Source organism: Brevundimonas sp. Root1279 (genome assembly GCF_001425945.1).
Classification (GTDB): Bacteria; Pseudomonadota; Alphaproteobacteria; order Caulobacterales; family Caulobacteraceae; genus Brevundimonas.
Window position 1 is genome coordinate 379,167 of sequence record NZ_LMEB01000004.1, and the last position, 23,204, is coordinate 402,370.

Consider the following 23,204-nt stretch of genomic DNA (forward strand, 5'->3'; position numbering starts at 1 on the left):
TCTTCTGAGAGTGACCCTTGGGGCTTCCGCGTTAACCCATGGTTACCCTTAAGCAGCGAGGGTCCGATGCGTGACCTTTCGGGGACGATTTCGCTCATGACCATCGACCGGCGCCTGATGCTGCTCGGCCTTGCCGGGCTCGGCGGAAGCCTGGCCGCCTGCGCCAACGGCGACGTCGCCGCGCGCCGTCCGCAGTACGGCGCGAGCGGCCCCAACCGGATCGAGACCGTCCCCGCCGGCTCCTTCCGCGACATCGGCTTCGCCGACTGGACGGAGGCCGAGCCGGAATACGTCCTCTACCCGGGCGACGAGATCGAGATCGCCACCCCGACCGCCGCCGAGCTGACTCGCACCCAGAAGATCGGACCTGACGGCCGCGTCTCCCTGCCCCTGGTCGGCCAGATCATGGCCGCCGACCGCACCATCGCCGAGCTCGAGGCCGACGCCTCCGACGCCTTCGCCTCGCAACTGCGTCGTCCGGTCGTCGAGGTGACGCTGAAGACGGCCGCCCCGCTCAAGGTCTGGGTCGATGGCGAGGTCCGGTTGCCGGGCGTCTACGACATGCCCGCCGACATCGACGCCTGGCAGGCCATCATCCAGGCTGGCGGCTTCCTGCCCTCGGCCAAGCGCGATCAGGTCGCCCTGGTCCGCCGGGGCCCGAACGGCACGCGCATGCTCCGCGCCGTCGACCTCAGCCCAAATGATCGCGAGATCATCGCCCTGCGCCGCGGCGACATCGTCTTCGTACCCCGGACCCTGCTGGGCGAAGTCGCCGACTTCGTCACCCAGTTCCGCTCGGCCCTGCCCATCGGCTTCAGCTACGCCATCGGCGGACAGTACCAGTCGTTCTGAAGGACGAGCGCCGGCGGGCCGCTTAGAGGCGGCGCGGCTGCCAAGTGATTAGTGGTTAGTGATTAGTGTTTGCTGCGGAGCCGGATTCGCGAGGCGAGCCAATGACCGATGGCGTCACCAACTACCGCGACCTTCAGGTCTGGCGAAAGTCCCTGGACTGGGCCGAGGGCATCTACGAAGCGTCAGCGCACTGGCCTCGCGACGAGCGGTTCGGGCTGATTGGTCAAATCCGGCGCGCGGCCGTATCGGTCGCGTCCAACATCGCTGAAGGCGCGGCCCGTCGAAGCACCGGCGAATTCATCCAGTTTGTAGGTATGGCGCGCGGGTCGCTTGCCGAAGCCGAAACTCAACTCATCCTGGCGGAGCGGCTCGGCTACTTGCCGAATGTAGATGCCCGCGCTCTGCTGCTGGCGTCGGAAGACATCAGCCGGATGTTGGTGGCGCTCTCCAGCGCCTTGTCACGTCGCAAGGACGGCGGAGCCGGCAACCACTAATCACCAACCACTAATCACTGGCCAGGCGCCGGCGGCGGTTAGTGACTGCTCAGGCAGCCAGCTGAACCACGCCAGCGTCGATCCAGCGACGCGCGGCCTTCTGCGCTTCGGCGATCTCTTCCCGCTCCATCTCGGCGCTCATCTCGCGGCGATAGACCCGAGCTTCAATCGAGCCCTTCATCGCCGCGAGATTGAAGATCATATGGGCCGAGACACGGTCCATGGGGCAGCCGCCTTGGCCCGTCGAATACATCATGCCCAGTTTGAACAGGTCGTCCCCGTTCATCTCGACGGTCGGCAGCGGCAGAGCCTCTTCGACCATGTCAGGCGCGGTTTCTTGCGCGATCATCACCGTATCTCCCGGTACCGGAGCCTTTCTGGCCCCGCCCTCTGACACGAATGAAATACCCGCGGTTTGAAGTTAAAGTTAACAGCAGAGGGGTCGAAACGGCCCTTTCAGTAAAGCAGGAGTGAAGATCGCGCTTCTGTTCAGACCTCTGAAATAGTTCCGAAATCTCTCGGTCACACCGAATAACGAACCCTCACCGAGACCCTTACGACCTCTTACCGGGACCGCTGTCCGAACAGCAGCTTGCGGGCCTCCTCCGCAGCCTTGCCCGATGCCGCGAGGTTCTTGCGCAGGTCTTCGCCGAGCGCTCGACCCTTGATCACCGCCGGCCGCGCGCCGACCCGCTCGTGCCAGGCCTTGAGATGCGGGAAGTCGTCCAGGTCCTGTCCCTGGTGCGACGGAAGCACCCAGGGCCAGGCCGCCATGTCGGCGATCGAATAGGCGCCGGCCAGGTACTCGCGATCCGCCAGGCGGCGGTCCATCACGCCATAGAGCCGGTTCACCTCGTTCGTGTAGCGGCGGACCCCATAGGCCAGGTGCCGCTGGTCGGGATCGATGGCGGGCGCATACTGACGGAAGTGGTGCGCCTGCCCGGCCATCGGCCCCAGGCCGCCGACCTGCCAGAACAGCCACTGGTCGACCTCCGCCTTGCCGCGGAGGTCGTGCGGGTAGAACAGACCGGTCTTGGCGCCGAGGTACTGCAGGATCGCCCCGGATTCGAATATCGACAGCGGCAGACCGTCCGGCCCGTCCGGGTCTACGATGGCCGGCATCCGACCGTTCGGGCTGATGGCCTGAAAGGCCGGGGCGAACTGTTCTCCAGCGCCGATGTTCACCGGCTTCATCTCATACGAGAGCCCCATCTCCTCCAGCGCGATCGAGACCTTCCAGCCGTTCGGCGTGGGCCAGTACCAGAGTTCGATCGGGCGGGTCATGAAGGCTCCTGCGACGCTTGGGTTCGAGGTGGGTGCCGCCTGTCGCACGCGCAACGGCGAACCTGACAGGAATGTTCAGCGGCAGTTCATCAGCAGAGGCAGAGCTTGGTCTTCGACAAGGGCGGATGAGGCGCAAGAACGCCCGACGAGTTGGAGATCCCCATGAACCGTTTCACTGCGGCGGCCGTCGTCGGCGTGATGCTCGCCGCCACCGCTGCGCCTCTCGCCGCCCAGGCCCAGGACCGCAGCGATCACGGGCGCGACCACCGCGATGAGCGTCGCGGCGATCGCGACTATCGCCAGGAGCGTCGCCACGACAACGACGGCGACCGGAACCGCGGCGATCGAGACCATCGCCAGGACGATCGCCGCGGCTATCGCAACGAGCGCCGTGATGATCATCGGGACTATCGCAACGATCGACGCGACGATCACCGTGACTACCGAAGCGACCGCCGCTGGGACCGCAACAATCGCGACTGGTGGCGTGGGCGCTCGGACTTCAACGACTATCGCGGCGCGCGCAGCGGCTACTGGTATGCGCCCAGCTACGGCTACTACCGCGTCGAGCCCCGCTACTACGGCTATCGCTGGACCCGCGGCGGCTACCTGCCGCCCGCCTACCGCAGCTATTACGTGGCTGATCCGTACGTTTACGGCCTTGGCCCGGCTCCGCGCGGCTATCGCTACGTCCACGCCGGCAACGACATCGTACTGATGGCCCTCGCCACCGGCCTGATCGCGAGCGTGCTGTACGACGTCTTCTAGGTCTCTCCCCGCCGCCCGAAGGACGCCCCGCGGACAACGCTTCGCGGGGCGTTTTTCATGGCCTATAATTCACGATCAAAGCACGTCGTTCGTTCAGTCACGGTTCATCGACGAAACGCGACGCTTCTCCCAAGCCGCCTGACAGGGGCGTGCAGGAAACAGACGAGAATGAAACGCTCACTGATGGTCGCCGCTTCGATCGCGGCCTTCGTCATGCCTCTCGCGGCGCCGTTTGCGGCCCTGGCCCAGGATGCGGACGCGCCGCCGCCGCCGCGCCCGCGCACTGAACTGCGCGGAGAACGCCTCGCCGCGCGCGCCGAACGCGCCAACACGCCTCGGGCGGAGACCCCCGCCCCGCCGCCGAGCCGCCCCTCCGGTCCGGACCCGCGCCCCTCGCAACCGGATCGGCCGAGCCGTCCTGATCGCCCCAGCTCGGGCGGCGGCGGCGGCGAGTCCCGTCCTGATCGTCCGAGCTCCGGCGGCGAGTCCCGCCCTGATCGCCCGAGCTCCGGCGGCGGGGAGACGCGTCCGAACCGGCCGAACCGACCCGATCGGCCCGATCGTCCCAACGAGCCGAACCGTCCCGATCGCCCGGATCGTCCGGGCGAGCCCAACCGTCCGGATCGCCCAGATCGCCCGGATCGCCCGGATCGTCCCGGCGGCGACAACGCCGGCGGACCGAACCGTCCGAACCGTCCGGATCGGCCCCGCGAGGACGATGACTCCGGTCGTCCCGACCGTCCGCGCCCGGATCGCCCGGACCGTCCCGACCGCCCGGGTCGGCCCGGCGGCGAGACGCGCCCAGACAATCGGCCTGACCGCCCTGGCCGGCCCGACCGCGATCGGGATCGCGACAATCGCCACGAGTACCGAGACTTCCGGAACCGCTTCAACGGCGACTCGTGGCGGCGCAACTGGAGCCGGCGCCACGGCCACGACTGGTGGCGGCACGACCGGCGTTGGCGCGACTATTCGGGCGTTCGGTACGGCTTCTACTTCGCCCCGGGCTACGGCTACTACAGCGTACCCCGCAGCTACTACGGTCAGCGCTGGTACGTCGGCGACTACCTGCCGTCGATCTTCTGGCGCTATCAGATGAACGACTGGCGCACCTACGGCCTAGGCTACCCGCCCGTCGGGACGCGCTGGGTGCTGGTCGACAACCAGATCTATCTGATCGACGAGATCGACGGCTACATCATCGAGGTCATCTACGACGCCTGGAGCTGGTAGTCCGTCCGATCACGGAGCAAACGCCGTCCGATCCTCGATCGGGCGGCGTTTTTCTTTGCCCTGAGCAAGGTTGCAGCGGTCGCCGACTGGGGCCAGAACCTTAGGCATGACCGACGCGGCGATCCGAGACAGCTCCACCGGCGAGGAAGTCCCCTCCTCCCGCGCGCCTCAGCTGCATCTCTCCGAAGAGCTGATGGCCTCGCCCAGCCGGTTCTTCAACCGCGAAACCTCCTGGCTGGCCTTCAACAGCCGGGTGCTGGAAGAGGCCGCCAACCCGTCCCACCCGCTGCTCGAACGCCTGCGCTTCCTGTCGATCTCGGCCAACAACCTGGATGAGTTCTTCATGACGCGCGTCGCCGGCCTGAAGGGCCAGGTGCGCGAGCGGGTGCGCGTCCTCTCCGCCGACGGCCTGACCCCGGCGCAGCAGTTGGACAACATCAGCGTCGCCGCCGGCGCCCTGATGGCCGAGCAGCAGCGCCGCTGGCGCAAGCTGCGCAAGGAACTGGTCGGCGCCGGCATCGAGGTGGTCGACGCCGCCAAGATCACCAAGACCGAGCGCGATCGGCTGGAGCCCGAGTTCCTCAACCAGCTGTTCGCCGTGCTGACGCCGATGGCGATCGACCCGGCCCATCCGTTCCCCTTCCTGCCCAACCTCGGCTTTTCCCTGGCGCTGAAGCTGCGACGCAAGGCGGACAACCGCACCCTGTACGCCCTGGTGCCGGTGCCGACCCAGGTGAAGCGGTTCTGGCCCCTGGCAACGGACGGCCGCTCCAATCCCGGCCGCACGCGCTACGTCACGCTCGAAAGCCTGCTGACCCTGTTCATCGACCACCTGTTCCCTGGCTGCGACGTGCTGGAACAGGGCGTCTTCCGCCTGATCCGCGACAGCGACATCGAGATCGAGGAAGAGGCCGAGGACCTGGTCATGGAGTTCGAGGAGGCGCTCAAGCAGCGCCGTCTCGGCTCGGTCGTGCGCATCAAGATCCAGGCGTCCATGCCGGACGACCTGCGCGCCTTCATCACCGACCAGCTCGACGCCGCGCCTCAGGACGTGGTCCTGATCGACGGCATGCTCGGCCTGGCCCAGGTCTCGGACATCATCCCGTCGGGCCACCCCGACCTGAAATTCCCCGGCTACGAGCCGCGCTATCCCGAACGGGTCCGCGACAACGGCGGCGACATTTTCGCGGCGGTCCGCGAGAAGGACATGCTGATCCACCACCCGTTCGAGAGCTTCGACGTGGTGGTCCAGTTCCTGCGCCAGGCCGCGCGCGACCCGAACGTCATCGCCATCAAGCAGACGCTCTACCGCACCTCCAAGGACAGCCCGATCGTCGCCGCCCTGATCGAGGCGGCCGAGAACGGCAAGAACGTCACCGCCCTGGTCGAGCTGAAGGCGCGCTTCGACGAGGAGGCGAACCTGCGCTGGGCGCGGGCCATGGAGCGCGCCGGCGTCCACGTCGTCTTCGGATTCGTCGAGTACAAGACCCACGCCAAGCTCAGCGTGGTGGTCCGCCGCGAAGGCGACAGCCTGCGCACCTACTGCCACTTCGGCACCGGCAACTACCACCCGGTCACGGCCAAGGTTTACACCGACCTGAGCCTGTTCACCTGCCATCCGGATCTCGGCCGCGACGCCACCCGGGTGTTCAACTACATCACCGGCTACGCCACGCCAGACGAGCTCGAGGCCCTCGTCGTCTCGCCGCTGAACATGAAGGCGACCCTGATCGACCTGATCGGCGCCGAAATGGCCGCCGCCGCCAAGGGCAAGCCCGCCGCCATCTGGGCCAAGCTCAATTCCTTGGTCGATCCCAACGTCATCGACGCCCTGTACCGCGCCAGCCAGTGGGGCGTGCGCATCGAGCTGGTGGTGCGCGGCATCTGCTGCCTGCGCCCGGGCGTGCCGGGACTGTCGGAGAACATCCGGGTCAAGTCGATCGTCGGCCGCTTCCTCGAGCACGCCCGCATCGTCGCCTTCGCCAACGGCCGCGACCTGCCGCACGACAAGGCCCGGCTGTTCATCTCGTCCGCCGACTGGATGACCCGCAACCTCGAGCGCCGGGTGGAGTTGATGACCCCGGTGCTGAACGCGACGGTGCATGACCAGGTGCTGGACCAGATCATGGTCGCCAACCTAAAGGACGACGCTCAGAGCTGGGTGCTCGATCCCGACGGCGCCTATCGCCGGGTCAGCCCCGCCGACCCCGAGCGTCCTTTCTCCGCCCACAAGTATTTCATGACCAACCCCAGCCTCTCCGGACGCGGCCGCAAGGTGAAGACCCTGCCCGGCCACCTCAGCTACGAACCCCTCCGAAAGAAGCGCTGATGCCCGCGACCCTGCTGTCCGCGATCGGCGAGCCTCGGGACGTCGCCGCGATCGACATCGGCTCCAACTCGGTGCGCTTGGTGCTCTACCGGCTCGAAGGCCGCGCCATCTGGACCGTGTTCAACGAGAAGGTCCTGGCCGGCCTCGGCCGCGACCTGGCCACGACAGGCAAGCTCTCCGTCGAGGGCTCGGCCCAGGCCCTCGTCGCGCTGAAACGGTTCGCCGCCGTCGTCGAGGGTGTCCGCCCCGCCCACACCTTCATCGCCGCCACGGCCGCCGTCCGCGAGGCCGAGGACGGCCAGGCCTTCTGCGATCAGGTCGCCGCCGAGACCGGGCTGCGCATCCGCATCCTGTCCGGCGAAGAGGAGGCCCGATACGCCGCTCTCGGGGTGCTGGCCGGCATTCCCGCAGCCCACGGCGTCGCCGCCGACCTGGGCGGCTCCAGCCTGGAGCTGATCCGCGTCGAGGACGGCGCGCTTGGTCGCGGCGTCACCCTGCCCCTCGGTCCGTTCGCGATGGGCGCGCAGGAAGGTCTGACCCCCGGCAAGCTTCGCGACGCCATCGCCACCCGCCTCAAGCCGGCCGCCGACTATCGCGCCGACACCCTCTACGCCGTCGGCGGCGCCTGGCGGACCCTGGCCCAGATCCACATGGACATGGGAGCCTACCCCCTGCACGTCGTCCACCAGTACGAAATGACCGCCCAGGAGGCCCGCGACACCGCCCGCCTGATCGCGCGACAGTCGAAGTCGTCCCTCGAAAAATGGCCCGGCCTGTCTAAGAAGCGCGCCGAGACCCTTCCTCACGCCGCCCTCGTGCTTGAGGGCCTGATCGAACACCTGGGCTTGAAGCGGGTGGTCATCTCGGCCTGGGGCGTGCGCGAGGGCCTGCTCTATGAGGCGCTGGACGCCGAGACCGCCGCCACCGATCCGCTGCTGGCCGGCTGCACCGCCCTGGGCGCCCGCCAAGGCATTTCGCCCAGCCTGCCCAGCGCGCTGAAGGGCTGGATCGCCCCGCTCGTCGACGCCCTCCCCGTCGCCTTCGACAAGGGCCGCGACGCGGTCCTCGCCGACGCCGCCTGCCGTCTCGCCGACCTCGGCGCTCGCCTGCATCCGGACCACCGCGTCGAGCTGGCCTTCGACCAGGTGTTGCGCGCCCCGGTGCCGGGCCAGACCCACGCTGAACGCGCCTTCCTCGCCGTCGCCGTCAATGCCCGATACGGCGGCTCCAGCGGCACGCCTGAACGCAGCACGGTCGAGCGCCTGCTCAGCGAGGAACAGCGCCGCGCCGGCCGCGCCCTCGGCCTGGCCATCCGCCTGGCCTGCGACCTCTCAGGCCGCGCTCCGCAACTGCTCGCCAACGCCCGCGCCCGCATCCAGGACGGCGCCCTGGTGATCACCGCCGCCGACGGCTACGCCGACGTCCTGCTGGGTGAGCAGACCCGCCGCCGGGGCAAGGCCCTGGCGGAGATTCTCGGCCTCAAGCTGGATCTTCGGAACGGCGCGGCGGCGGGCTGAGATTCAATCGCCGGCCCACCAGCGCAGGCGCACGCCGCGGACCGTCCGTCCGCCGACGATCAGGTCGCCGACCACCACCGCCCCCTCGTCGCCGAGGTTACGGCGCGCCGTGGCGAGCGCACCCGCATCCATTCGCCCGTCGAAGCTGACGCGCCCGAGTTCCGGCGAACGGCCCTCGAACTGCACCCGGGCGTCGGACACCGAATAGAAGCTCGGCAGCACCCGAGACGTGACGCTGCGCGCCTCGCCGATCTCGGTCTGCACCATCGGGCTGGCCAGATTGTCGAACTGCAGCATGACCGGCGCGAAGGTCTCGCTGCGCCGCCCGGCCTCCCAGGCGGTGAAGTCCGAGGCCTGGCCCAGGAACAGATGATCCAGCGCCCAGTCACCGATGCGGACTTCGCTGAGCGGCATGTAGTAGCCGGACAGGTCCGAGGTCGTGGCGTGCTTGAAGGCCGCGCCCGGAACCGGCGGCCCCTTCGCCGGAGCCCCCTGGTCGCACGAGGCGGCGACCAGGCTGGCGGCAGCGACGAGAACGAGGGTCAGGACCTTGCGCATGTCCCGACTCCTACGCCCGCCGGGCTTAGCGGTCCAGCGACCGATCCAGCGCCCGGAAGCCGGCGATCGACAGCTCGGTGGCGCTGATGAAGACCGACGGCGTGATCCGCTCGAAGTCATCCGACGGGCGGTGATAGTCGGGGTGATAGTTCACGCCGAAATACAGGAACGGCACCTGCGCCTTGTAGAAGGCGGCGTGGTCCGAGGACTCGACCCAATTGTCCTCGCCCTTGTCCTCGGGCGTGTCCTTGCCAAAGGCCAGGGCCACCGCGCCGTTGGCCGGAATGGTCTCCAGGATCGGGCGGAAGGTGGGGTTCTGATAGGTGCCGGTGACCCACAGCTTGCCGTCCGTATCGGCGCGGGCGGTCATGTCGAAGTTGAGGTTCATGGCGATGGATTCGAGCGGCACCGGCGGGGCCTCGACGAAATGCTTCGCCCCCAGCAGGCCGCGCTCCTCGCCGTCGAGCGCCACGATCAGCACCGAGTGGTCGGGCGCCTGGCGCTTCAGGTCCTCAGCCAGGGCCAGCATGGTCGCGACGCCCGAGGCGTTGTCGTCGGCGCCGTTGAAGACCTGGCCGTCATTGACGCCGACGTGGTCGTAGTGGGCGGTGACGACGATGTAGCGATCGGTCACGCGGGTGCCCGGGATCACCCCGATGACATTGACGCCGTTGAACTCTTTTGGGCCCTCGCGGGTGCGGCCGACCGCACGCCACGGCTGCTCGCGGCCCATGGCCGGGGCGGCGACGCCGATCGCATCCAGGCGCCCGATGACATAGGCGCGCGCCGCCGCGCCGCCGGCCGCGCCCGTGTCCCGGCCCGCCATCTCGTCACTCGAGAGGATACGCACGTCCTCCAGCAGCTGCGCGTGACCCGCCGGCGCGGCCGGCGCGGCCGGCGCCTCTGCGATGGGGGTCGTGCAGGCGCCCAGCAGCAGGGCCGCCGCGACCGGCGAAAGGGCGGCGAGAGAGAGATGACGCATCGGTGTTTCCTGACTTTTGCGGCGACGCTAGCAGGCCCCGACGCCCGCGTCAGATTACGGTCTCGTCATGCACGGCTTGATCACCGCGGCGCCGCGGATACAGTTCCGCTGGAGAACGCAAACAGGTCGCCTGGGGGGAAGCCATGCACCGCGGAATTCTGACTGCCGTCGCCGCCGCGGTGGCCATCGTCGCCACGCCGGTCGCCATGCCGGCGGCGGCCCAGTCCATGCTCGACAAGGCGGTCAACGCCGTCCACGTCACCAGCTGGAACGTCTACGGTCCGAACCAGACCAGCACCATCGTCGACTCGACGGTCCAGGGCGGCCACGCCTTCCGCGTCGACGTCACGGCGCCGGGGGCCAACCCGTGGGACGTCGGCGTCGGGTCGGTCTCGACCAAGCCGATCAAGTCCGGCGACGTCCTGCTGCTGGCCGTCTGGCTGCGCGCCGAGCGCCTGCCCGCCGGGGCCCAGACCGGAAAGGTCAACATCCGCATGCAGGGAAACGCCGCCCCCTATCCCGACATGGGCGGGGCGGCGGTGCAGCCGACCGGCGAATGGAAGCTCTATTTCGCCGATGGGATCGCCACCCGCGACTACGCCCCCGGCGAAATGGGCGCGACGGTCCAGCTCGCCGGGGCCGCACAGACCGTCGACCTGGGCCCGGTCTTCATCCTCGACATGGGTCCGGACTACGATCGGACGACCCTGCCGCGGAACTGAGCGTTGCGGCGGACGCTGGACCGGGGCGGACCCGTCCCATGGCCGCGCAAAGAAGGCCCCGCCTGCGTACGGCGTATCCTGGCTGCGGTCGAAGGGCGGCGACAAACGGACATCGTGCTGCTCATTCCGCTCGCTATGCGTTCCTAGATGCTAAGAGGGGAATCGGCCCCCTCGCCGCACTGATCGCGTTCCTCAGCTTCGGACCTGCTCGCAATGTCAGAGCCATTTCTCTTCGACGCCCCCTCAGAGAAAGATCCTGCCCGGCCGACCGCAAGCGACATTACCTTCGACATGATCCGGGCAGCGCCACTGGTCGATGCGCTGTACTACCTAAAGGAGATATCGGAGAAGCTTCGCAGATACGATGAGGCCTACAACCGCGACCGCCCGGAAGTTAGCGATGCGTTCTTTGACGAACTGAAGCGCAAGTACGCTCTAGTGATTGAGATTAATCCGTCGCTTCAAGGGCAAGATTGGTACGCAAATTATGTTGGGGCGGCACCGTCTGAACAATTTTCAGAAGTTCCTCACGGGACTCCGATGCTTTCATTGGGAAATGCATTCAGCCGTGAGGACGTTGGGGAGTTTGTTCAACGGATCCGTAAATTCCTTGGCCTGACTAGAGCCACGGAGCTCGCATTTGTTGCTGAGCCTAAGATCGACGGACTGTCGGCAAACCTCCGATACGAATACGGCAGGCTGGTTCAAGGTGCGACGCGGGGAGATGGTCGCAAGGGTGAAGATGTCACCGCAAATCTCAGAACCATTCTCGACATCCCCCAACGTCTCATCGGGAACGATTGGCCTGAAGAGATCGAAGTGAGAGGAGAGGTCTATGCTCCCATTGGAGCATTCAATTCTTTCAACTCAAATGCGGAAGCCGCAGGATCCAGAAGCTACGCAAACCCACGAAACTTCGCTGCGGGTTCATTGCGACAAAAAGATCCCTCAATCACGGCAACACGACCACTAAAATTCTTTGCGTACGCCTGGGGGAAGACATCGCATCCCTTTGCCGACACCCAAATGGACGCACTAGAATCCTTCTCGCGCTGGGGGTTCAAAGTAAATGAACGATCCAAAAGAGTCATTGACGTCGACGGCCTGCTCTCTGCGTTCAATCAACTGGCGCTGATCAGATCCAGCCTCGACTACGACATTGATGGTGTCGTCTATAAAGTAGACAATTTGTCGTGGCAGGATCGATTGGGCTACATCTCGCGAAGCCCGCGTTGGGCGATTGCGCATAAGTTTCCTGCTCAACAAGCCTACACCGTGCTGGAAGGCATCGACATCCAGGTCGGCCGCACCGGCTCGCACACCCCGGTCGCCCGCCTGCACCCGGTCACCGTGGGCGGCGTGGTCGTGCGCAACGCCACCCTGCACAACGCCGACGAGATCGCCCGCCTCGACGTGCGCCTCGGCGACACCGTGGTCATGCAGCGCGCCGGCGACGTCATCCCGCAGATTCTCGGTGTCGTCGACGCTGACCGGCCGGATCGCGGCGCGCGCTACGACTTCCCGCACACCTGCATCTGCCCGCTGAAGACCGCCCTGGTGAAGGAGACCAACGCCTCCGGCGTCGAGTCGGTCGTGCGCCGTTGCACGGGTGAGTTGGCCTGCCCGTTCCAGCGCATCGAACACCTCAAGCATTTTGTCAGCCGTCGCGCCTTCGACATTGAAGGTCTTGGTGAAAAGCAGCTGATCGCCTTCCACGAGCGGGGCTGGATCAACCAGCCCGCCGACATCTTCCAGCTCGCTCGCGACGCCGAGAAGCTCGACGCCCTGCGCGCCGAGGACGGCTATGGCGAGACCAGCGTGCGCAACCTCGTCGCCGGCATCGACGCCCGCCGCACCATCTCGCTGGACCGGTTCATCTACGGCCTGGGCGTGCGCGACATCGGCGAGCAGACCTCCATCGTCCTGGCCCGCGCGTTCGAGACCTGGCCCGCCTTCGAGGCCGCCTGCGTCGCCGCCGCCGAGGGCATCCCCAGCGAAGACTGGGTCCGCCTGAACGAAGCCCACGCCGTCTCGCCGCGCGTGGTCGCCACCCTCGCTGAAGCGTCCCCGCCCGCCGCCGATCCGTGGCCGGAGGCTCCGCTCGACCAGAAGATCGCCCTCGGCTTCCCGGGTCTCGCCGCCCCCGCCCGCCGCGGCCTGGCCAGCCTCGCCGAGGACTGGGCCGGACTGGTCCGCCTCGCCGAGGTCGCCCGCAACGAAGGCCCTTCGGACAGCCTCGGCCAGATCGCCGGCGTTTCCGGCGTCGGTCCGGTCGCCGCCCGAGCCCTGGCCCTGTTCTTCCGCGAGACCCACAACCTCGCCATGGTCGACGCCCTCGTCGCCCAGCTCGACCGGATCGAGGACGCCGAGCGGCCCAAGACCGACACCGCCGTCGCCGGCAAGACCGTGGTCTTCACCGGCGCTCTCGAACGCTTCACCCGCGACGAGGCCAAGGCCCGCGCCGAGAGCCTGGGCGCCAAGGTTTCCGGCTCGGTGTCCAAGAAGACCGACTACCTCGTCGCCGGGCCGGGCGCGGGCTCCAAGATGGCCGACGCCCAGAAGCACGGCGTTCAGGTCTTGACGGAGGACGAGTGGCTGGCGCTGATCGGCGGCTAGCACCCTTCCGGAGTTTCAGCATGCGTCCCGCCCTGTTCGCCGCCGTCGTCTCGGCGGTCGCCGCCCTCGCCGCCCCCGCCTTCGCCGGCGATCCGACCGGCCTGTGGCAGACCCCGACCAATGGCGGCCAGGTGCGCATCAGCCGCTGCGGCCAGGCCCTGTGCGGGGTGCTGGTGACCTCGGCCAGCATCCGCGCCAATCCGAGCCTGACGGACGAGCACAATTCGGATCGCGCGCTGCGCAGCCGTCCGCTGCGCAACCTGCCGATGCTGCGGGGCTTCACCGGCGGGCCGACCGAATGGACCGGCGGCAGCGTCTACAATCCCGCCGACGGCCGCACCTATAGCGGTTCGATCACCATGCAGGGCGAAGACACGCTGCGCCTGCGCGGCTGCGTCGTCGCCCCGCTGTGCCGCACCCAGACCTGGACGCGGATCCAGTAGGCGCGACGATGGCGAAATCCGACTTTCGCACCGTCGAAGACTATTTCGCCTCACGCTCGCCCGAAGAACGCGAGGTTCTGCTGGCCATGCAGGCCGCCATTCTCGATGTCGTTCCCGAGGCCGAGCCCGTGATCAGCTATCAGATCCCGGCCTACCGCCATCACGGCTGGATCTTCTATCTGTCGGCGCACACGAACCATTACACGCTGTCCTGCCCGCCGCCCTTCTTCGAGGGCTTCAAGGCCGAGCTCGCGCCCTGGAAGGTGTCCAAGTCGGCGGTGCAGTTCCCCAAGGACCGGCCCGTCCCCTACGCCCTGATCTCCGACATGGCGAAGGTCAGGGCGCGGGAGAATGAGGCCAGGACGGCCTAGCGGTTCAGCGCCGACCGCGCCGCCTCGGCGTAGCGATGCCCTGAGGCCGCGCCCTTGGGGAAGACCGCCTCGATCCGCGCCAGGTCTTCCGGCGTCAGCGACAGCTCGGCCGCGGCGATATTGTCCTCCAGCGTCCGGATCCGCCGCGTCCCCGGAATCGGCACGAGGTGCTCGCCTTGCGCCAGCACCCAGGCCAGCGCCAACTGGGCGGCGGTGACGCCCTTGTCCTTGGCGATCTCCGTGACCGCGGCGACCAGGTCCAGGTTCTTCTGGAAATTCTCGCCCATGAAGCGCGGGTTCGAGCGGCGGAAGTCATCGGCGGCCAGATCCTCGATCGACGTGATCTCCCCCGACAGGAAGCCGCGGCCCAGCGGGCTGTAGGGCACGAAGCCGATGCCCAGCTCCTCGCAGGTCGCCAGCAGCTCGTCCTCGGGCTCGCGGCTCCAAAGGGAGTATTCGGTCTGCAGGGCCGTGATCGGATGGGTCGCATGGCCCTTGCGCAGGGTCTCGGGCCTGGCCTCGGACAGGCCGAGGAAGCGGACCTTGCCCTCGGTCACCAGCTCGGCCATCGCCCCCACCGTCTCCTCGATCGGCGTGTTCGGGTCGACGCGATGCAGGTAGTAGAGGTCGACGTGATCGACCCCGAGCCGCTTCAGGCTGCCCTCGATGGCGCGGCGCACGTTCGCCGGCGAGCCATCGACAGACAGGGCGGTGCGGTCGGCGTTGTAGCCGATGCCGAATTTGGTGGCGATGAAGGCCTTGTCGCGCCGGTCCTTCAGGGCCTGGCCGACCTGGATCTCATTGGTGTGCGGCCCGTACATCTCGGCCGTGTCGAAGAAGTTGAGGCCGAGGTCGAGCGCGCGATGGATCACCGCCGTCGCCTGCGCCTCGTCCGACGCCTGCCCATAGAAGGCGGCCATGCCCATGCATCCCAGGCCGATGGCCGAAACCTCGGGGCCCGAACGACCCAGCTTGCGCGTCTTCATCTGCGCGTCTCCCGAATGTGAGGAAGCCAGCGGGGCGTCCGCCGGCTCTCGGGAGTTGGGCGCCGTTCGGCCTTATTTCAAGGGCGCGCAGGCCTGCTCCAGCCACGCCTTGGCCTTGCCGTCCAGCAGCGGGCCGACCTTGGCCCAGGTCTCGGCGTGATAGGCGTCGACATAGGCCCGCTCGTCGGCGGTCAGCAGCGGAACGTCGATCAGCTTCTGATCCAGCGGCGCGAAGGTCAGCTGCTCGAAGCCGTGCATCGGTCGCTCGCCGCCCGGGATCGGGGTCGGCGCCGTGACCACCTGCAGCGTCTCGATGCGGATGCCCCAGTGGCCCTCGCGGTAGTAGCCGGGCTCGTTGGACAGGATCATGCCGGTCAGCAGCGGCTGGGTGTTCACCGCCTTGGCGATGCGCTGCGGCCCCTCGTGGACGCCGAGATAGCTGCCGACGCCGTGGCCGGTGCCGTGGTCGTAGTCGAAGCCCTGCATCCACATCGGCAGACGCGCGAGGGCGTCCAGCTGGTGGCCGGTCGTGCCCGCCGGGAAGCGCACGGTCGCCATGGCGATGTGGCCCTTAAGAACGAGGGTGAACATGCGGCGCTGGTCGGCCGAGGGCTCGCCCACGGCCATGGTCCGCGTCACGTCCGTCGTGCCGTCCAGATACTGGCCGCCGCCGTCGACGAGCAGCAGGCTGCCCTTCTCGATGCGGCGGATGGTGCGGGTCACCGGCTTGTAGTGCGGCAGGGCGCCGTTCGGCCCCGCCCCGGCGATGGTGTCGAAGCTGAGGTCCTTCAGCGCGCCGGTCTCTTCGCGGAAGCCCTCCAGCGCCTCGGCCACCTCCCGCTCGGTCGGCAGCGCCTCCTGGGCGACGGTGTCGACCCAGTGCAGGAAGCGGCTCAGCGCGGCGCCGTCGCGGATGTGCGCCTGACGCGTGCCCTCGATCTCGACCGGATTCTTGGCCGCCCGCGGCAGGGTGCACGGATCCATGGCCCGCACCACTTCGGCGCCCGCAGTCTCCAGCCGGTCGAAATACCAGGCCGACGACTGACCCGGATCGACCAGCACCTTCCGGCCGGCCAGCGCGTCCAGCGCGCCCTCCAGCGCCTCGGGCGCCTCCAGGGTCACGGCGTCGCCGAGCCAGGCGGGCAGCTCGTTGGTGACCTTGCGCGGGTCCATGAACAGCCGCGCCGAGCCGTCGGCCTTCACCACCGCCTGGGCCAGCGGCAGCGGGGTGCGGATCACGTCGCCGCCGCGGATGTTGAAGATCCAGGCGATCGAGGCCGGAGCGGTCAGCACGGCGGCGTCGGCGCCGAGCCCGGCGATCGCCTCGCCGATGCGGGCGCGCTTGGCGGCGCTGGTCTCGCCCGTATAGCGGTCTTCGTGCGGCACGACCGGCGCGGCCGGCTGGGCCGGTCGTTCCTCGGCCCAGGCCAGGTCGACCGGATTGCTCGCCACCGGCTTCAGCTCGGCGCCCGCCTTGTCGGCGGCGCGGCGCAGGGTCGCCAGGGCGTCCGGGCTGTGCAGCCGCGGGTCATAGCCGATCACCGCCCCCTTGGGCGCACGCTCCAGATAGGCAGCTACGCCGCCCTCGACGAGGTCGAGGATCTCGAACTGGCCGGCGTCGACCTGGGCTCGCACCTGCACGGTGTAGCGGCCATCAGCGAACACAGCGGCCTTGTCCTTCATCACCACCCCGGCGCCCGCCGAGCCGGTGAAGCCGCTTACCCAGGCCAGGCGGTCGTTGGCGGCCGGCAGGTATTCGTTCTGGTGCTCATCCTCATGCGGGACCAGCAGGCCGTCGAGGCCCTGCTCGGCCATCTTGGCGCGGACGCGCGGCAGGTGCTTGGCCCCGAAGGACGGATCGGTGGTTTCGTCATAGGTCTGGCGCATGCCCGGGGGCATAGCACCTCTCGCTCCCCCGCTAGAAGCCCTGGCGCTTGTCATCCCCGACGAGCCGGCGAAGCCGGGGAGATCGGGGACGGGAATCGCAGAGAGACTGCCCTCCCGGAAATCGCCCCGCGATTATCCGGGAGACGGGCGGCGGCAGCCTGTCTCCCGGATCGCTGCTTGCGCATCGTCCGGGAGACCGTCTTCAAGCGGACCCGCGTCCCGGATCACCACAGCGCGGTGTCCGGGATGACAAGCTCGACGGCTTAGTTCGCCGGATCCGGCGACACCACCTCGCCCGGCGCGGGCTGCGGCGGCGGCTGGACCTCGCGCTCGATCACGATCGGGCTGGGCGACACGGCGCGGGCTTCGGCGGCCCTCGCTTCGCTCTCCGCACGGGCGGCGTCGGCCTGCGAGCGCGCGGCGTCAGCGCGGGCGATCTCGACGCTGGCCTGGGCGCCGGCCACCTGACCCTGCACCAGGGCGGCGTCGGCCTGGGCCTGAGCCTCAGCGGCGTCGAGCTGGGCGTCCAGCAGCGCCTCGTCGGTCTGGGGCGCTTGACCGCGCGCGAACAGAATCCACAGCACCCCGATCACCACCAGGGCGCCGAGGATGCCGGCGATCCACCAGCCGGTGTTGGACTCACGAACCACCACCGTCTCGGTCGTCTCGGTGTAGACCGGGTCGACGGGCCGGGGACGCGTCGGGTCGGTGTTCGGATCGTACTGGGTCACGCGGCAGTCCTCCTTGGGGATTGCCCAACGAGTCGGGACCCAGCGGCGTTCCCTACCCGACCCGCCGCAGCACCAGGGCGCTCCAGGCGTCGTTGCGGATGCGGCTCTCCAGCACGAAGCCGCGCGATAGATAGGCGGCGGTCACGCGCCGCTCCTGGGTGCGCAGCAGGCCCGACAGGATGGCGACCCCGCCGATGGCCAACGCCTCCTTGATCTCTTGCGCCAGGCTGACCAGCGGCGGCGCCAGGATGTTGGCGAAGACCAGGTCATACGGCCCGTGCGCCCGCACCTTGCGGTCGTTCAGCCCATAGGCGTGGACGAAGCGGGCGTCGGCCTGGTTCAGCTTGGCGTTCTCGTTGGCAATGCGCACCGAGGGGGCGTCGATGTCGGTGCCGACCGCGACCTTCGAGCCGGTCTTGGCGGCCGCGATCGCGAGAATGCCCGTGCCGCAGCCGACGTCGAGCACCCGCTCGAACCGTTCGCGCTTCAGCAGGTCGTCATAGGCCTGCAGGCAGCCGACCGTTGTCCCGTGGTGGCCCGTGCCGAAAGCGGCGCCCGCGTCGATCTTCAGGTTCACCGTATTGCGCGGCACCCGGCCCTGGTCGTGAGCGCCGTAAACGAAGAAGCGCCCGGCGCGCACCGGCGGCAGGCCCGACAGCGACATGGCCAGCCAATCGGCGTCGGCCAGCTTCTCGACGACGACCTTCAGTTCTGAGAAGGCCTTCAGGTGCTCCTCGATGCCGCGGACGTCGTCCTCGTCATTCGGGAAGGCGTCGATGCGCCAGATGCCCTTGTCCTCGTCTTCCTCGAGGATCGAATAGGTCGCGCCTTCCAGCAGCGGGTCCGAATCGAGGGCGGTCGCGGCGGCCTCGGCTACGGCCCGGGGGCCCCGCGCGATAATTTGAACTGCAGACTCGGACATTTCTCAAACCTCGCTAAGATCGCGAGTCGAGACATGCGCTGGCGTGCTCTCTATCGCCAGCATCAACCAACTGAACCGAGGGGTCGGGGAATCCATGGCTAAAGCACCGTCCAAGTCGAGTACCGCGAAACCGAAGGCGGCGACCGCCGCTTCCAAGCCCAAACCGGCGGCAAAGTCGAGCGCCGCGCCGAAAGCGGCTGCGAAACCCGCCGCTAAAGCCGCCGCCCCGAAGGCCGCGGTGAAGCCCGCCGCCGTCAAGACTGTGGCCCCGGCCAAGGCCGCCGCTCCTAAGGCCGCCGCTCCGAAGAAGGCTGCCGCCCCGAAGGCCGCCGCTGCGAAGCCCGCCGTCAAGGCTGCTCCGAAGGCCGTCGCCAAGCCCGCCGTGAAGGCCGCCGCTCCGAAGGCCGCCGCGCCGAAGAAGGCTCCGGCCGCGAAAGCCCCCGCCAAGGCCGCTGCGCCGAAGCCCGCTGCTGCGCCGAAGCCCGCCGCCACTCCGAAGCCCGCTGCTCCGGCCGCCGCCGCGCCGGTCGCGCCGAAGCCGGCTCCGACTCCGGCGCCGACGCCCGCTCCGGCCGCCGCTGCGCCGAAGCCCGCTGTCGCTCCGGCGGCCGCGCCGAAGCCGGTCGAGAAGAAGGGCTTCCTGAGCGGCCTGCTGGACACGATCTTCGGCAAGCGCTGATCGCCCATCGACGCGAATGAGAAAGGCCCCGGGGATCGCTCCCCGGGGCCTTTTTCTTACGCGCTGTACGGTGGCTTATTCCGGCAGGTCTTCCGCCAGGATGGCCATTTCGAACATGAAGCTGCCGGCCTCGTCCTCATCCTCGAAAACGACGCCGATGAACTCGTCGCCGACATAGACCTCGGCCGAGTCGCTGGGCTTGCCGCGCGGCTTCAGGATGATCCCGCCGGTGTTGAAGGTGCGCTTCAGGTGCGTCTCGACGCGCTTCATGTCGGCGGTGTTCATTGGAATGCCTCGGTCTCTGAATTGGGGGCGGACCCTAGAGAAAGGGGCGCGCGAGGGGAAGGCTCAGATGACGAAGTCGTAGACGATGTCGGCCAGCGTATGGTCCATCGTCCGCGCCGGCGTCGCATCGGTCGGACAATTGACCAGGCGCGCCGGCACGCCGGCGACGGTGCAGCCCGCCGGAACCGCTTTCAGCACCACCGAGCCCGAGGCCACCTTGGCGTAGTCGCCGACCAGGATGTTCCCGAGCACCTTGGCGCCCGCGCCCAGCAGAACGCCCTTGCCGATCTTGGGATGGCGGTCGCCGCGCTCGGCGCCCGTGCCGCCCAGGGTCACGCCGTGCAGCATCGAGACCTCGTCGCCGACCACCGCCGTCTCGCCGATGACGATGCCGGTGCCGTGATCGAGGAACAGCCCCGAGCCCATTCGCGCCGCCGGATGGATGTCGACCTGGAACAGCTCGGACATGCGGCTCTGGAAATGCAGCGCCAGGGTCTCGCGGCCGTGGGTCCACAGCCAGTGGGCCACGCGGTAGGCCTGCAGGGCCTGGAAGCCCTTGAAGTAGAGGAAGGGCTGCAGCACCGACTTGATGGCCGGATCGCGCTCGGCCACCGCCTGCAGGTCGGCCTCGGCGGCGCGGACGATGCCCGGATCCGCCTCGAAGGCGCTGGCGCAAACCTCGCGCACGCTCATGGCGCCCAGCTCGGCGTCGCCCAGCTTGCGGGCGATCTGGAAGCTCAGGGCGCCGGCCAGGTCGGTGTGCGACAGGATGGTGGCGTTCATCAGCGAGCCGAGATGGGGCTCGCTGCGGGCCGCCTCGTCGGCCGCGGCGCGCAGCTGGGTCCAGACATCGGGCTGGGCGGCGACGACTTCGAGTTGCGGCATCAGGCGCTCCTTAGACGACGATCATACGCTGGCCAGCATGGCCTCGGCCAGTTCCGCCGGCAGTTCGCCCTCACGGGCCATATGGTAGGCCCTCAGCGCCGTCGCCAGCGTGAACATGTCCCGGATCGCGCCGGTCCTGATCGCCTCCAGCAACTGGCCGAAGGGCACGCGCGTCACGCGGATGATCTCGGTCTCGTCCGGCGCGATCGGAACCTCGGTGAAGTCCCAGGCCAGCCAGGCCATCGCCCGCTCGTCGGTGATGGAGTTGGTCATCTCGGCCTTGTAGGCCTCGCGCCAGACCGCCGCCTGGAGCCCCGCCTCCTCGGCCAGTTCGCGCTTGGCCCCCTCGAGCGGATCCTCCCCGAACGGCGCCCCGCCCTCGGGCATCTCCCACGACCAGTTCATTAGGGCGAAGCGCTGCTGCCCGACCAGGGTCACCGTGCCGTCCGCATGCAGCGGCAGCACGCCCACCGACATGTTCTGCGGCCGCATCACCATGTAGTCGGCCTTGTGCCCCGTCGGCGCGGTCGCGTCGTGACGGGTCAGCCGCATCCACGGGCTCTCGAAGAAGACCGTATGACCCGCGTCCGTCCACGGCGGCGGGCGGTCGCTTCCGTCGTCCCAGGGGGCCAGCGGGCGGTCGGCGTCGAACATCTTGCGGGAGTCGGTCATTGTCCGGGTATGGCGCCCCGGGCCCGCCGCGCCTAGCTAGACGGCATGACCGACAGCGATCTCGGAGCCTCGCTCCCCCTCCCCGTCCCGTCCGCCGAACTGCAGGAGCGCCTGGCCAAGCGCCGCTCCGCCCCGGCCCAGGCCCTCACCGGCCCCGGCCCGTCCCGCGAGGAAGTCGAGCGTATCCTGTCGCTCGGCGCCCGGACGCCCGACCACGGCAAGCTCTTCCCCTGGCGGTTCGTCGTCCTGGGTCCGCAGTCGCGGGCCGACCTGGCCCGCCAGCTGGAGACCCTGGCCCGCCACCAGCCCGATCCCGGCAAGGCCGCCAAGGTGCTGGCCAAGCTGACAGCCGCCCCGGTCACCATCCTGGTGGTCTCGGCCCCGGTCCCCAGCCAGAAGGTGCCCAAATGGGAGCAGCGTCTCTCCGCCGGCGCCGTCTGCATGAACATCGAGCACGCCGCCGACGCGCTCGGCTATTCCGCCAGCTGGATCACCGACTGGTACAGCTATGACGCCAAGGCCAAGGCCCTCTATGGCGTCAGTGAGGACGAGCGCGTCGCCGGCTTCATCCACCTGGGCGCCCTGGCCGAGGCCCCGCTGGAGCGGCCGCGTCCGGACGTCGCCGCCCTGACGGAGTGGCGGGACTAGAGCAAGCTCAGGACCACGCGCCGCCCAGCATCCGCCTCGCCAGCAGCGGCTTGCCCAGCCAGTAGGCCAGCTCCGCCGGCCGCGTGACGTCCCAGACGGCCAAGTCGGCGGCCTTGCCGGCCTCGATCGTGCCGATCTCGTCCGACAGCCCCAGCGCCTTGGCCGCATGCCGCGTCGCGCCGGCCAGCGCCTCCTCGGGCGTCAGGCGGAACTGCACGCAGGCCAGGTTGATCGCCGCCGTCATCGAGGCCACCGGCGAGGTGCCCGGATTGCAGTCCGTGGCCACCGCCATATCCACAGCGTGACGACGGAACATATCCACAGGCGGCGGCGTCGTTTCGCGCAGCATCAGGAAGGCCCCCGGCAGCAGCACCGCGACCACGCCCGCCGCCGCCATCGCCTGCACGCCCCCCTCGGACGTGTGCTCCACGTGGTCCGCCGAAAGCGCCCCGTATTTCGCCGCCAGCGCAGCCCCGCCGCCGTCCGACAGCTGGTCGGCGTGCAGCTTCACCGGCAGGCCCAGGGCCCGCGCCTTCTCGAACAGCCGCGACACCTCCTCGCCCGAGAAGGCGATCGGCTCGCAATAGGCGTCGACCGCATCGACCAGCCCCTCGGCCGCCGCCGCGGGCAGGAAGTCATCCACAGCCTTGTCCACATAGGCGGCCCGCTGCGGCCGGTGCTCCGGCGGCACCGCGTGCAGGCCCAGATAGCTGGTCCGCACCCGCACTCCCGCCTCGCGCCCGATCCGCCGCGCCACGCGCAGCATCTTCAGTTCGCTGTCGTGATCGAGCCCGTAGCCCGACTTGATCTCGACGGTCGTGACGCCGGTCGCCTTCAACCCCTCCAGCCGCGCCACGGCGCTGGCGTAGAGCTCATCCTCCGACGCCGCCCGCGTCGCCGCCATGGTCGAGACGATGCCGCCCCCGGCCCGCGCGATCTCCTCATAGGTCGCGCCGTTCAGCCGCTGCTCGAACTCGCCCGACCGGTCTCCGCCGAACACCAGATGGGTGTGGCAGTCGATGAGCCCCGGCGTGACCCAGCGGCCGCCGAGCTGCTCGGTCTCCGCCGCCTCATGCGCAGGAAGCTCGCTGCGCGGTCCCGCCCAGAGGATCTGGCCGTCGGCGATCAGAAGCGCTCCGTCCTCGATCGCGCCATAGGCCTCGCCGCCCGCGACCATGGTGGCCAGGCGGCAGTCAGTGAGCAGGATGTCGGCCTTCAACATATTCCACCGTGCATCCCGGCGAATGCCGGGATCCAGATCCAATAGCGCGGGACGCTAGCGTCACGACCGGTTCTCACGGAGCCATCTTCCAGCCATCGCATCTGGATCCCGGCATTCG

24 protein-coding genes are annotated in these 23,204 nt (G+C 68.7%); 12 read left to right on the forward strand and 12 right to left on the reverse strand.

Features of this window, described 5'->3' with window-relative positions; all coding sequences use genetic code 11:
* Positions 1-66 precede the first annotated feature (66 nt).
* Together ASC65_RS04640 and ASC65_RS04645 are read left to right on the forward strand one after the other, a co-directional pair.
* A complete protein-coding gene (locus tag ASC65_RS04640) occupies positions 67-852 on the forward strand; it encodes a polysaccharide biosynthesis/export family protein (RefSeq protein ID WP_235561393.1) in 786 nt (261 codons plus the stop codon).
* Positions 853-953: 101 nt separating this feature from the next.
* Complete coding sequence (locus ASC65_RS04645) at positions 954-1,346, forward strand: four helix bundle protein (RefSeq protein ID WP_056449967.1); 393 nt, start codon at positions 954-956, stop codon at positions 1,344-1,346.
* Positions 1,347-1,395: 49 nt separating this feature from the next.
* On the opposite strand, the gene ASC65_RS04650 is transcribed toward ASC65_RS04645, so the two are convergent.
* Positions 1,396-1,695, reverse strand: a complete 300-nt coding sequence (locus ASC65_RS04650) for a sel1 repeat family protein (RefSeq protein ID WP_156459552.1) — start codon at positions 1,693-1,695, stop codon at positions 1,396-1,398.
* Between the two features lie 215 nt (positions 1,696-1,910).
* Positions 1,911-2,630, reverse strand: a complete 720-nt coding sequence (locus ASC65_RS04655; RefSeq protein WP_056449971.1) for a glutathione S-transferase N-terminal domain-containing protein — start codon at positions 2,628-2,630, stop codon at positions 1,911-1,913.
* Positions 2,631-2,792: 162 nt separating this feature from the next.
* Here ASC65_RS04655 and ASC65_RS04660 point away from each other — a divergent pair, with 162 nt between their 5' ends.
* The 4 genes from ASC65_RS04660 (at position 2,793) to ASC65_RS04675 (ending at position 8,477) form a co-directional block, all read left to right on the forward strand.
* Positions 2,793-3,398 (forward strand): RcnB family protein, encoded by a 606-nt coding sequence (locus tag ASC65_RS04660; RefSeq protein ID WP_056449972.1) that lies wholly within the window; start codon positions 2,793-2,795, stop codon positions 3,396-3,398.
* A 168-nt stretch (positions 3,399-3,566) separates the two neighbouring features.
* A complete protein-coding gene (locus ASC65_RS17440; protein WP_235561394.1) occupies positions 3,567-4,631 on the forward strand; it encodes an RcnB family protein in 1,065 nt (354 codons plus the stop codon).
* Positions 4,632-4,737: 106 nt separating this feature from the next.
* A complete protein-coding gene (locus ASC65_RS04670) occupies positions 4,738-6,960 on the forward strand; it encodes an RNA degradosome polyphosphate kinase (RefSeq protein WP_056449974.1) in 2,223 nt (740 codons plus the stop codon).
* Positions 6,960-8,477 (forward strand): Ppx/GppA phosphatase family protein, encoded by a 1,518-nt coding sequence (locus ASC65_RS04675; RefSeq protein WP_056449976.1) that lies wholly within the window; start codon positions 6,960-6,962, stop codon positions 8,475-8,477. The genes ASC65_RS04670 and ASC65_RS04675 overlap by 1 nt, the downstream gene beginning before the upstream one ends.
* A gap of 3 nt (positions 8,478-8,480) precedes the next feature.
* Here the strand turns inward: ASC65_RS04675 and ASC65_RS04680 are convergent, their stop codons facing one another.
* Together ASC65_RS04680 and ASC65_RS04685 are read right to left on the reverse strand one after the other, a co-directional pair.
* Complete coding sequence (locus ASC65_RS04680) at positions 8,481-9,035, reverse strand: hypothetical protein (protein WP_235561395.1); 555 nt, start codon at positions 9,033-9,035, stop codon at positions 8,481-8,483.
* Between the two features lie 25 nt (positions 9,036-9,060).
* Positions 9,061-10,017, reverse strand: coding sequence for a M28 family peptidase (locus ASC65_RS04685; RefSeq protein WP_082525866.1), 957 nt, complete (start codon positions 10,015-10,017; stop codon positions 9,061-9,063).
* A gap of 143 nt (positions 10,018-10,160) precedes the next feature.
* Here ASC65_RS04685 and ASC65_RS04690 point away from each other — a divergent pair, with 143 nt between their 5' ends.
* From ASC65_RS04690 to ASC65_RS04705, 4 genes are all read left to right on the forward strand, one after another.
* The gene (locus tag ASC65_RS04690) at positions 10,161-10,739 is read left to right on the forward strand and encodes a hypothetical protein (protein WP_056449978.1); all 579 of its coding nucleotides are present in this window, start codon (positions 10,161-10,163) and stop codon (positions 10,737-10,739) included.
* 291 nt (positions 10,740-11,030) lie between these two features.
* Entirely contained in the window at positions 11,031-13,355 is a 2,325-nt protein-coding gene (gene ligA / locus ASC65_RS04695) for an NAD-dependent DNA ligase LigA (RefSeq protein WP_056449980.1), read from the forward strand.
* Positions 13,356-13,375: 20 nt separating this feature from the next.
* Positions 13,376-13,798: a DUF2147 domain-containing protein gene (locus ASC65_RS04700; protein ID WP_056449982.1), complete on the forward strand. Its 423-nt coding sequence runs from the start codon at positions 13,376-13,378 to the stop codon at positions 13,796-13,798.
* An 8-nt stretch (positions 13,799-13,806) separates the two neighbouring features.
* Positions 13,807-14,169 (forward strand): iron chaperone, encoded by a 363-nt coding sequence (locus tag ASC65_RS04705; RefSeq protein WP_056449984.1) that lies wholly within the window; start codon positions 13,807-13,809, stop codon positions 14,167-14,169.
* Here ASC65_RS04705 and ASC65_RS04710 read toward each other — a convergent pair.
* The 4 genes from ASC65_RS04710 to ASC65_RS04725 all read right to left on the reverse strand — a co-directional run bounded on the left by ASC65_RS04710 (position 14,166) and on the right by ASC65_RS04725 (position 18,695).
* Positions 14,166-15,155 (reverse strand): aldo/keto reductase, encoded by a 990-nt coding sequence (locus tag ASC65_RS04710; RefSeq protein WP_056449985.1) that lies wholly within the window; start codon positions 15,153-15,155, stop codon positions 14,166-14,168. The two genes, ASC65_RS04705 and ASC65_RS04710, sit on opposite strands and share 4 nt — an antisense overlap.
* A 72-nt stretch (positions 15,156-15,227) precedes the next feature.
* Positions 15,228-17,042, reverse strand: coding sequence for an aminopeptidase P family protein (locus ASC65_RS04715; RefSeq protein WP_056450464.1), 1,815 nt, complete (start codon positions 17,040-17,042; stop codon positions 15,228-15,230).
* Positions 17,043-17,305: 263 nt separating this feature from the next.
* Entirely contained in the window at positions 17,306-17,773 is a 468-nt protein-coding gene (locus ASC65_RS04720) for a hypothetical protein (protein WP_056449987.1), read from the reverse strand.
* A gap of 52 nt (positions 17,774-17,825) precedes the next feature.
* Positions 17,826-18,695 carry a 50S ribosomal protein L11 methyltransferase gene (locus tag ASC65_RS04725; protein ID WP_056449989.1) on the reverse strand — a complete coding sequence of 290 codons (870 nt, stop codon included), beginning with the start codon at positions 18,693-18,695 and terminating at the stop codon, positions 17,826-17,828.
* Between the two features lie 238 nt (positions 18,696-18,933).
* Here ASC65_RS04725 and ASC65_RS04735 point away from each other — a divergent pair, with 238 nt between their 5' ends.
* Positions 18,934-19,374, forward strand: coding sequence for a hypothetical protein (locus tag ASC65_RS04735; RefSeq protein WP_056449993.1), 441 nt, complete (start codon positions 18,934-18,936; stop codon positions 19,372-19,374).
* A 75-nt stretch (positions 19,375-19,449) separates the two neighbouring features.
* On the opposite strand, the gene ASC65_RS04740 is transcribed toward ASC65_RS04735, so the two are convergent.
* The 3 genes from ASC65_RS04740 to ASC65_RS04750 form a co-directional block, all read right to left on the reverse strand.
* Positions 19,450-19,659, reverse strand: coding sequence for a DUF3126 family protein (locus ASC65_RS04740; protein ID WP_056449995.1), 210 nt, complete (start codon positions 19,657-19,659; stop codon positions 19,450-19,452).
* A 63-nt stretch (positions 19,660-19,722) separates the two neighbouring features.
* Complete coding sequence (cysE, locus tag ASC65_RS04745) at positions 19,723-20,544, reverse strand: serine O-acetyltransferase (protein WP_056449997.1); 822 nt, start codon at positions 20,542-20,544, stop codon at positions 19,723-19,725.
* Between the two features lie 21 nt (positions 20,545-20,565).
* Positions 20,566-21,216, reverse strand: a complete 651-nt coding sequence (locus tag ASC65_RS04750) for an NUDIX domain-containing protein (RefSeq protein WP_235561396.1) — start codon at positions 21,214-21,216, stop codon at positions 20,566-20,568.
* Between the two features lie 45 nt (positions 21,217-21,261).
* On the opposite strand from ASC65_RS04750, the gene ASC65_RS04755 reads away from it, so the two are divergent.
* Positions 21,262-21,864 (forward strand): nitroreductase family protein, encoded by a 603-nt coding sequence (locus ASC65_RS04755; RefSeq protein WP_056449999.1) that lies wholly within the window; start codon positions 21,262-21,264, stop codon positions 21,862-21,864.
* Positions 21,865-21,871: 7 nt separating this feature from the next.
* On the opposite strand, the gene hutI is transcribed toward ASC65_RS04755, so the two are convergent.
* Positions 21,872-23,083 (reverse strand): imidazolonepropionase, encoded by a 1,212-nt coding sequence (gene hutI / locus ASC65_RS04760; protein ID WP_235561417.1) that lies wholly within the window; start codon positions 23,081-23,083, stop codon positions 21,872-21,874.
* Positions 23,084-23,204: the final 121 nt, after the last annotated feature.